The sequence below is a fragment of the Streptomyces milbemycinicus genome, from assembly GCF_002154605.1.
Taxonomy (GTDB): Bacteria; Actinomycetota; Actinomycetes; order Streptomycetales; family Streptomycetaceae; genus Streptomyces; species Streptomyces milbemycinicus.
This window is the reverse complement of sequence record NZ_MUNE01000747.1, coordinates 1-10,167: the sequence shown is the minus strand read 5'-3', so window position 1 is coordinate 10,167 and position 10,167 is coordinate 1. Positions and strand designations below refer to the sequence as shown.

The window sequence follows — 10,167 nt, the reverse complement described above, 5'->3', positions numbered from 1 at the left end:
TTCTGGCGCAATCTGCGGGAGGGCCGGGACTGCGTCGAGGAGGTCCCCGAGGACCGCTGGGACCACGACCGGTTCTATGACCCGGACCGAGACGCCCCGGGCAAGACCTATGCCAAATGGGGCGGCTGGCTCTCCGACGTCACCTCCTTCGACCCGATGTTCTTCCGCATGTCCCAGGTGGAGGCGGAGCATATCGACCCGCAGGAGCGGCTCTTCCTGCAGACCGTGTGGCATCTGCTGGAGGACGCCGGCACCTCCCGGGCCGCGCTGTCCCGGGTCCGTACCGGGGTCTTCGTCGGCCTGATGTACGGCCACTACCAGCTGTACGGGGTCGACGAGGCGCTGCGCGGGGTCGGCGCGGCCACCTCGTCCTCGTACGCCTCGGTGGCCAACCGGGTGTCGTACTTCTTCGACTTCGACGGGCCGAGCATCGCCCTGGACACCATGTGCTCGTCCTCGCTCACCGCCCTCCACCTCGCCTGCCAGGCGATCCGGGACGGGGACTGCGAGGCGGCGGTGGCCGGCGGCGTCAACGTCTCCAGCCACCCTGTGAAGTACCTCCAGCTCGCCAAGGGCGGCTTCCTGTCCAGCGACGGCAGGTGCCGCAGCTTCGGCGAGGGCGGCGACGGCTATGTGCCCGCCGAGGGGGTCGGCGCGGTGCTGCTCAAGCGCCGCTCGGCGGCCGAGGCGGACGGCGACCGCATCCTGGCCGTGATCAGGTCCACCGCGGTCAACCACGGCGGGGCCGGCAAGGGCTTCAGCGTGCCCAACCCCAAGGCCCAGGGGGTGCTGATCGGCCAGGCTCTGGACCGGGCCGGGCTCGCCCCCGCGGATCTGGACTACCTGGAGGCGCACGGTACCGGCACCTCGCTCGGCGACCCGGTCGAGATCACCGGACTGCTGCGCGGCTTCCAGGGCCACGACCTGGACGGCGTGCGCATCCCGATCGGCTCGGTGAAGTCGAACATCGGCCACGCCGAGTCGGCAGCGGGCATCGCGGCGCTCACCAAGGTGCTGCTCCAACTGCGCCACCGGGAGCTGGTGCCCTCGCTGCACGCCGAACGGCTCAACCCCAACCTCGACCTGGACGCCACCCCGTTCCGGGTGCAGCGCGAACTGACCGAGTGGACCCCGCGGGTCGACCCGGCCGGCCGGCCGCTGCCCCGCACCGCCGGGATCAGCGCGTTCGGGGCGGGCGGCAGCAACGCCCACGTGATCCTGGAGGAGTACGTGTCGTCCAGCCCGAGCCCCGAGGAAGCCCCGCCGCCCTATGTGTGCGTGCTCTCGGCCCGTGACGAGGAGCGGCTGGCCGAGCACACCGCGCGGACGGCCGAGTACCTGCGCGGCGAGGGGCGCCACGCGCACCCCGCGGCGCTCGCCCGGACCCTGCAGACCCGCGAGCCGCTGGCGCGCCGGCTGGCCGTGGTCTTCGAGGACGTCGAGGACCTGGCGGGCGAACTCGAACGCCATCTGTCCGGCGGCTCGCCCCGGGTCCTGACCGGCACCGCCGCCCGCTCTGCCGCACCGCCCGCGGACCGTACCCGCCACGAAATGGCCCCCCACGAAATGGCCGCGGCCTGGGTGCGCGGCGCGAAGGTCGAGTGGCCCGGCGGCGGCCCGCGGATTCCGCTGCCCGGCTACCCGTTCTCCCGTGAGCGCTGCTGGCTGCCCGCCGCCGACGCGGTGCGCACGCCCGTGCCCGCCCGGGACCGCGACCTGCGGGGCGAGGTGCTGCTCTCGGCCGACACGCCGGTCATCGCCGGACACCGGGTCCAGGGCCGGTCCCTGCTGCCCGCGCTGGCCTACTTCGACCTCGTCGCGGGCGTCTTCCGCGACCACGGCCACCCTCTCGGAGAGCTGACGTTCCGTGACCTGACCGCGCTGCGACCGCTGGATGTGACGGACGGGCCGGTGTCCGTGGAGATCCGGGGCACCGTCTCGGGGCCCGGCCGCTGGCAGGTCACCGTCGCCGACGGCGAGCCGTACGCCAGGGCCGAGGTCGAGCTGACCGGCGCGCCCGCCTTCGGGGACCGGCTGTCCCCGAGCGCTCCGCAGGGCGCCCCGCGGACGCTGGCCGAGATCTACCGGCGGGACGGAGCCAACGGCCAGCAGTACAGCGGCGCGGCACGGGCCGAGGGCCTGCTGTGGACCGACCCCGAACAGCTGGTCGCCGAACTCACCGCGGCGCCCGGCGACCACCTGGTGCACCCGGCCCTGCTGCTCGGCGGCGCGGTCGCGGCAGGCTCCCTGCTGGACACCGGCGGTCAGGCGTTCCTGCCGCTGCACGTGGCGTCGTTCCGTACGACGGGCCCGCTGACCGGGAGTTCGACGGCCCGGGTGCGCCGCTCCTCGGTGGGTCGGCGCGGTGAACTCGTCCGGCTCTCCGTGGACTTCTTCGACGAGACCGGCCGGCAGGTGGCCGAGCTTTCCGGGCTGTCCAGCAAGGCCGTACGGACCGCCCCGGCCGCCGAGCCCGCCACCGTGCCTGCCACCGTGCCCGCCACCGTGCCCGCCGACGGGCCGGAACCCCGGCCCGTCGCGGCGGGCGGAGTCCGGGACCGGCTGCGCCGGCTGGTGGCCCGTCACCTGGGCCGCGAGCCCGAGGCGATCCCGGTCGACGCCGGGTACTACGAGCTCGGGATCGACTCCGTGCAGGTGCTGGAACTGGCCGAAGAGCTGCACCGCGAGGTGGGCCGGGAGCTGGACCCGACGCTCCTGTTCGAATACACCACCATCCGTGAGCTGGCCGCCCACCTCGCCGAGCGGTATCCGGACGCGTTCGTACCGCTCGACGCACCGGCACCGGCCGAGGACCCCGCACCGGCCGAGGGCCCCGCACCGGCCCGGCCCGGTCTGCCGAGCGGGCTGAGCCGGATCGAGGCGGCCACGCGCATCCCGCCCGCCCCTGCCCCGACCGGCCTCACGACGGACGGACTCGACCGCCTGATCGCCGCCCGGGTGCTGGCGCGGCTGCGTGAGTCCGGCGCGTTCGCCGAAGGCCGCGGCGAGTCGCTGACCGGGCTGGCCGACCGGCTGTCCGTCGTGGACAAGTACCGGCGCTGGCTGGAGGAGGCCGCCCGGCTGCTCGACGCCGCGGGCCTGGCCCGGCTGCGCGACGGCGTCCTGGAGCCGAGCGCCGGGCCGGCGGCCGGCGACCCCACGTGGGAGGAGGCGCGCGAGCGCTTCGCCGCCGACCCCTACTGGGACGCGCAGCTCTCCCTGGTGGGCGAGTGCGTGGACCGGCTGCCCGACATCCTGTCCGGCGCGCTGCCCGCCACCGACGTGCTGTTCCCCGGCGGCTCCATGGCCAAGCTCACCGCGGTCTACCAGGGCAACCCGGTCGCGGACCGGCTCAACGAGGTGGTGGCCGAGGTGGCCGCGGCGGCGGTGCGCGACCGCCTGGCCGAGGACCCGTCGGCGGCCGTCCGGGTGGCCGAGGTGGGCGCCGGCACCGGGGGCACGACGGCCATGGTGCTGCCCCGGCTCGACGCACACGCCGAGCGGCTCGAGTACTGGTATACCGACCTCTCCCCGGCCTTCCTGGACCAGGCCGAGCGCCGCTTCGGGGCCGGACGTCCGTATCTGCGCTACGGCCGGTGGAACGTGGAGCAGCCGGACGCGGGCGAGCGGCTGACCGGCGGCGGCTGCGATGTGATCGTGGCGACCAACGTGCTGCACGCCACCCGGGACATCCGGCTGGTCCTGCGCAACCTGGCCGCCGCGCTGCGCCCGGGCGGGGTCCTGGTGATCAATGAGGTCACCCGCAAGTCCGCGGCCCTGACGCTGACGTTCGGGCTGCTCGACGGCTGGTGGCTGTACGACGACGAGGAGGTCCGCACCCCCGGGGCGCCCATCCTCACCGGCGCCCGCTGGGAGGAGGTGCTGGGCGACAGCGGCTTCGGGGCGGTGTGGCGGCCCGTCGCGGCGCCGGACGCGTTCGGCGAGGTGTTCGCCGCACAGCGGCCGGTCGGGGTCCCGGCGCCTGCCGGTACCCGGCTGCTGGCCCGGGAGTGGGAGCCGGCCCGGGCCACCGACGGACGGCGCCCCACGGCGGTGGCGGTGCTCGGCGCCGGGCCCGCGGCCCGGCGGCTCGCCGAGGCCCTGCCCGACGCGACGTCGGTCGCCTCGGCGGCGGACCTGGACGACCGCTTCGACGCGCTGGTCGACCTGGGCGGACTGGCACTCGGCGCATGGCTGCCGGCCGTGCAGCGGATGGCCGGGCGCGAGGCCCTGCTGCTTGGCGTGGGGGCGGGGGACGCCCGGGCCGGGCTCTACCGGATGCTGCGATACGAGTACGGCCGCGTCAGGTCCCGCTACCTGGAGGCGGATCCCGCCGACCCCGAGCTGCCGGGCCTGGTCGCCCGGGAGCTGGCCGACGGGGGCGAGGACACCGAGGTCAGCTACCTGGACGGGGTGCGGCACCGGGCCCGCCTCGCCGAGCTGCCGGTCGGCACCGGCGCTCCGGTCCGCTTCCCGGCCGACGAGGCGCTGCTGATCACCGGCGGCACCCGGGGCATCGGCCTGGCGCTCGCCCGCCACGCCGTGGCTCAGTGGGGGGCCCGCACCCTGGTGCTCACCGGCCGCGAGCAGCTGCCCCCGCGTGCGGAGTGGCACCGCCACGGCCCGGACACGGTGCTGGGCCGCAAGCTGCGCGGGCTGCGGGAGCTGGAGCGGGACGGGGTTCGGCTCCGGGTGCTGGCGCTGCCCCTGGGCGAGGACCCGGCCGCCGTGCGCGAGGCGGTGGCCGGCGTCCGGGGCGAGCTGGGGCCGATCGGCGGTGTGCTGCACGCCGCCGGACTGGTGGACCGGGACCACCTCGCGTTCGTCACCAAGCCGGTCGACGCGGTGCGCGCGGTGCTGGCGCCGAAGACCTCCGGTGTGGACGCGCTGGTGGACGCGGTGGCGGCCGATCCGGTGCGGTTCTTCGTACTGTTCTCGTCGGTCGCCTCGGCGGTCCCCGCCGCCGCGGTCGGCCAGAGCGACTACGCGATGGCCAACGCCCACCTGGACACCGTGGCCAGGCGAAAGCCGCACGGACTGCCCCTGGTGAGCGTGGCCTGGCCCAGCTGGCGTGACACCGGTATGGGCACCGAGCGGCCCGGCCCCGGCTATCTGGCCACCGGGCTAGGCGAACTCTCCGAGACCGAGGGGCTGCGGCTGCTCGACCACATCCTGTCCACCGGGGCCGGCCCGGTGGTGCTGCCCGCGATCGTCCCCGCGCAGTGGACGCCGGAAGCCCTGCGGGTCCGCAGGCCGAAGGCCCCGGCCCGGCCCGCCGCCCCCGCGCCCCTCACCGGGCCGTCCGCCCACGGCGAGGTGGCCGGGACCGCCGTGCAGGAGGCCGAGTCCTGGCTGCTCGCCCTGGTGGCCGGGCAGTTGGGCTTCGACCGTGACCGGCTCGCGGCCGATGTACCGATCGCCGACTACGGAACCGACTCGATCATGATGGTGCAGCTCCTGCGGCAGGTCGGCGGCCGACTGGGCGTCGAACTCGATCCGTCCGTGCTGGCGGAACAGCCCACGGTGGAGTCCTTCGTCGGCTGGCTGGCCGAAAGCCACGGCCAGGCCCTGGCAGCGGCCTTCGGTACGGAAGGGGAGGCGGCGTCCGTACGAGCCGCCGTACCGGCCCTCGACCGTCCCGCCCGCGCCGCCGCCACCATGACCGTTCCCACCAGGACTCCGGCAGCGGCCCCGGCAGCGGCTCGGCCGACGGCCGGGCGCACGGACGGCGACGAGTCCGCCGTCGCGATCGTCGGGATGTCCGGCCGCTTCCCAGGCGCCGGGGACCTCGACGCCTACTGGCGGCTGCTCAGCGAGGGCCGCTCCGCGATCGCCCCGGTGCCCGCCCGGCGCTGGGGACGGGCGACCGGGTATCGCGCGGGCCTGATCGACATCGACGGGTTCGACCCCGCCTACTTCCACCTCTCCGACAGCGACGCCGCCGCCATGGACCCACAGGCGCTGCTGCTGCTGGAGGAGACGCTGTTCGCGTTCGCCGACGCCGGATACGCCCCCGAGGAGCTCAAGGGGCGCGACATCGGCGTGTACGTCGGCGGCCGCACCCGGCACGACCCGGGCGAGCACGCCCTGGCCCACAGCCGCAACCCGGTGGTCGCGATCGGCCAGAACTACCTGGCCGCCAACCTGTCCCACTACTTCGACCTGCGTGGCCCGAGCACCGTCGTGGACACCGCGTGCTCCTCGGCGCTGGTCGCGATGCACCATGCCGTCCAGGCCATCCGGGCCGGTGACGCCGAGGCGGCCGTGGTGGCCGGGATCGGCCTGCTGCCGGACGAGAGCGGACACCGGCTGTTCGACCAGCGCGGGCTGCTGAACCAGGAGCCGGAGTTCCACGTCTTCGACCGGCGGGCCCGCGGTTTCACGCCCGCCGAGGGCGTCGGCGTCCTGCTGCTGAAGCCACTGGCCGCCGCCGAGGCGGACGGCGACCAGGTGCACGCCGTGATCAAGGCGGTGGCGGTCAACAACGACGGCCGCACCGCCGGACCGGCCACCCCGAACCCGGCGGCGCAGCAGCGGGTCATGGCCACCGCGCTGGCCCGCGCCGGGGTCGACGCCGACGACGTGACGTACATCGAGACCAACGCGGCCGGGTCGGCCGTCCCCGACCTGATCGAGCTGAGGGCGATTCAGGCCGTCTACCGAAACGGCTCCGACACACCGTGCAGCCTGGGGTCGGTCAAGCCGAACATCGGCCACCCGCAGTGCGCGGAGGGCATCGCCGGGGTCATCAAGACCGTGCTGATGCTGCGCAACCGCCGGATCGTGCCGTTCCTGAGCGGTCAGCGGCCGCTGGACCACTTCGACATGGGCGCCACACCGCTCAGGTTCGAGCGCGAGCTTATCCCGTGGCCGGGCGCGTCGGGCGCGTCGGACGCGCCGCCGGTCGCCGCCGTGTCCAGCTTCGCGGACGGCGGCACCAACGCCCACGCCGTCCTGGCCGCCGGCAGCGTCAGCGGCGCCACCCGGCGGCCGCTGGAGCGGCCGAGGCTGAACCGGCGCCGGCTGCCGGCGCCGGGCGCCGAGCGGTTCGCGATCGTCGGCATGGCCGGGCACTACCCCGGCGCGCCGGATCTGGCGGCCTTCTGGGACAACCTCAAGGCGGGCCGGGACAGCGTCGGTGAGGTGCCCGCCGAACGCTGGCGGACCCCCGACGGAGGGCGGGTGTCCCGCTGGGGCGGGTTCCTCGACGACGTCGACCGGTTCGACGCCGACTTCTTCCGGATCTCCCGTCCCGAAGCGGAGATCACCGACCCGCAGGAGCGGTGGTTCCTGCGGACCTGCTGGGAGGCCATCGAGGACGCCGGGTACACCCCGGCCACGCTCGCCGAGGCCACCGGGCCCGACCGGCGCCGCGCGGTCGGCGTGTTCGCCGGGGTGATGCACAAGGACTACACCCTGGTGGCCGCGGAGGCGCCCGAGCCGGTTCCGCTGAGCCTCAACCAGGGCCAGATCGCCAACCGGGTCTCCTTCGTCTGCGACTTCCACGGCCCGAGCATGGCCGTGGACACGCTCTGCTCCTCCTCGCTGACCGCCCTGCACCTCGCGGTGGAGAGCCTGCGCCGCCGGGAGTGCGAGGTCGCGCTCGCGGGCGGGGTCAACCTCTCGCTGCACCCCGGGAAGTACCGGACGTACGGCACGGTCGGCATGCACTCCTCGGACGGCCGCTGCCGCTCCTTCGGGGAGGGCGGGGACGGCTATGTGTCGGCGGAGGGTGTCGGCGCGGTGGTGCTCAAGCCGCTGGCCGCCGCCGAGGCCGACGGCGACCACATCTACGCCGTCATCGCCGCCACCGCGGTGGGCCACGGCGGGGCCGTCAGCGGATTCAGCGTGCCGAGCCCGGTGGGCCAAGCCGCCGTGGTCTCCGCCGCCCTGGCCGCGGCGGGCGTCGACGCCCGCTCGATCGGCTACGTCGAGGCACACGGCACGGGCACCTCGCTGGGCGACCCGATCGAGGTGCGGGGGCTGACCGCCGCCTTCGCCAAGGACACCTCGGACACCGGGTTCTGCGCGCTGGGCTCGGTGAAGTCCACCATCGGACACGCGGAGTCCGCGGCCGGGATCGCGGGCCTGACCAAGGCGGTGCTGCAGCTGCACCACCGCACGCTGGTGCCCTCACTGCACGCGGACACCGTGAACCCGCTGCTGAGGCTGGACGACACCCCCTTCCGGCTGCAGCGCGAGACCACCGCGTGGCCCGCGCCGCCCGAGGGGCCGCGGCGCGCGGGCCTGAGCTCCTTCGGCGCCACCGGAGCAGGCGCGCACATCGTGCTGGAGGAGTATCTGCCCGCCGAGCCCGCCGGTGCCGGAGAATTCGCCGAAGGCCCGGTCGTGGTGCCGCTGTCCGCGCGCGCCGAGGACCGGCTGCGGGAGATGGCCGCGCGGCTGCGGGACACCCTGACCGCGGGCACTGCCCGGCGGGTGCTGCGCGATGTCGCCCACACCCTGCGGGTCGGCCGGGTCGAGTGGCCCGTACGGGTCGCCTTCGTGGTGCGCGACGTCGCCGAACTCGTGACGCAGCTGGACGAGTTCGCCGCCTCCGGGGCGCGTCCCCGGCCGTCGGGCACGGAGCTCGGGGAGACGGCCCGGCGCTGGACCGAGGGCGGAGCGGCGGACTGGGGCGCGCTGTACGGTGCGGACGGGGCGGACCGGCCGCGCCGGACGAGCCTGCCGACCTACCCGTTCGCGGGCGAGCGGCACTGGATCCCGGCGGGGCGCGGGGAAGACGAGGGGCGGCGGTCGGCCGCGCCCGCTGCCCCGGCCGCAGGGCCCGTCGCCCCGGTGGTCCCACCGCCGGGCCTGCTGAGCGTGGTGCGCTGGGTCGAGTCGGCCCCCGCACCGGCCCCCGCGCATGCGCCGCGCAGGGTACTGATCGTCGCGGAGGAGACGGGCACCCCGCTGGCGTTGGCGCTGGCCGAGCACTACCGGCGCGGCAGCGGCGTCCCCGAGGTGGCCGAGTGCGCGCTGGGCGCACCGCTGCCCCTGGGCGGCCCCGACGCCCCGCCACCCGACCGGGTGCACATCGTGGTCGGCGGGGGCCCGGTCGGCCGGGACGCCGCCGCCGAGCACGAACTGGCCCTGCTCCGGCTGGTCAAGGCCCTGAGCCGGCTGGGAGCCGACCGCCCGACGGATCTGAGCGTCGTCACCCAGGAGACCCAGTCGGTCGCAGGAGAGCCCAACGGGGCGCGCGGCGCGGGCCTGGCCGGTCTCGGCTACTTCCTGGCCCGCGACTCCCGGCGGTTCGCGGTGCGCAACCTGGATGTGGCGGGCGCCGACCTGACGACTCCCGCCGCCCGGGCGGAGGTGGCCGCGGCGGTCGCCGCCGAACCCCCGGCCCCCGGTGGCGACCTGGTCGCGCTGCGCGGCGGGCGCCGGTACCGGCAGGAGGTCCGCCCGGTCGACCCGGCCGAGGCGGCGGATGCCGGACTGCCGGGGATACGCCCGGGCGGCAAGTACGTGGTGGTCGGCGGCAGCGGCTTCGTCGGCCGGATCGTCAGCCGCCATCTGATCGAACGCCACGGCGCCCAGGTGGTCTGCGTCGGGCGCAGACCACAGAGCGACCCGGCGGTGCGCGAGGCCCTGGCGGACGAGCGGATCGGCTACGTACAGGCCGATGTCACCGACCCGCGGCAGGCGCGGCAGGCGATCGCCGCGGCGAAGGCCGCGCTCGGCGGGCTCCACGGCGTGCTGTTCGCCGGCGCCACCCGGATCACCGAGGGCCCGGGCGACCTGACCGTGCTCGGCGAGGCGGAGTTCCGCGAGCACTTCGACGTCAAGGCTGTGGGCAGCCGCCATGTGTACGAGGCCGTGGCCGAGGAGCCGCTGGACTTCCTGTGCTACTTCTCCTCCGCCCAGGCCTTCGCCTTCGGCGGGGCCGGCACCCACGCCGCGTACGCGGCCGGGATCACCTTCGCCGACGCGTTCGCCCGAGCCGTCAGCCGGAGCTCCGCGTTCCCGGTCGGCATCGTCAACTGGGGCGCCTGGCGGGCCTCGTTCGGAGAGGCGGCGCGGGACTACCCGACGCTGGGCTTCCTGGACGACGACGAGGGCGCGGCCTGCTTCGACACCGCCGTGCGCCTGCTGCGCGGGGGCCGCCACCGCCAGGTCGTCGCCATGCGGGCACCGGCTGTCCGCCCGGCCCCGGCCGCC

At 75.6% G+C, this 10,167-nt stretch carries 1 protein-coding gene; it reads left to right on the top strand.

Going from position 1 to position 10,167, the window contains the following annotated elements:
• On the top strand, nucleotides 1-10,167 hold a 10,167-nt coding region (locus CCN51_RS59465; protein WP_143676099.1), incomplete at both ends, for an SDR family NAD(P)-dependent oxidoreductase.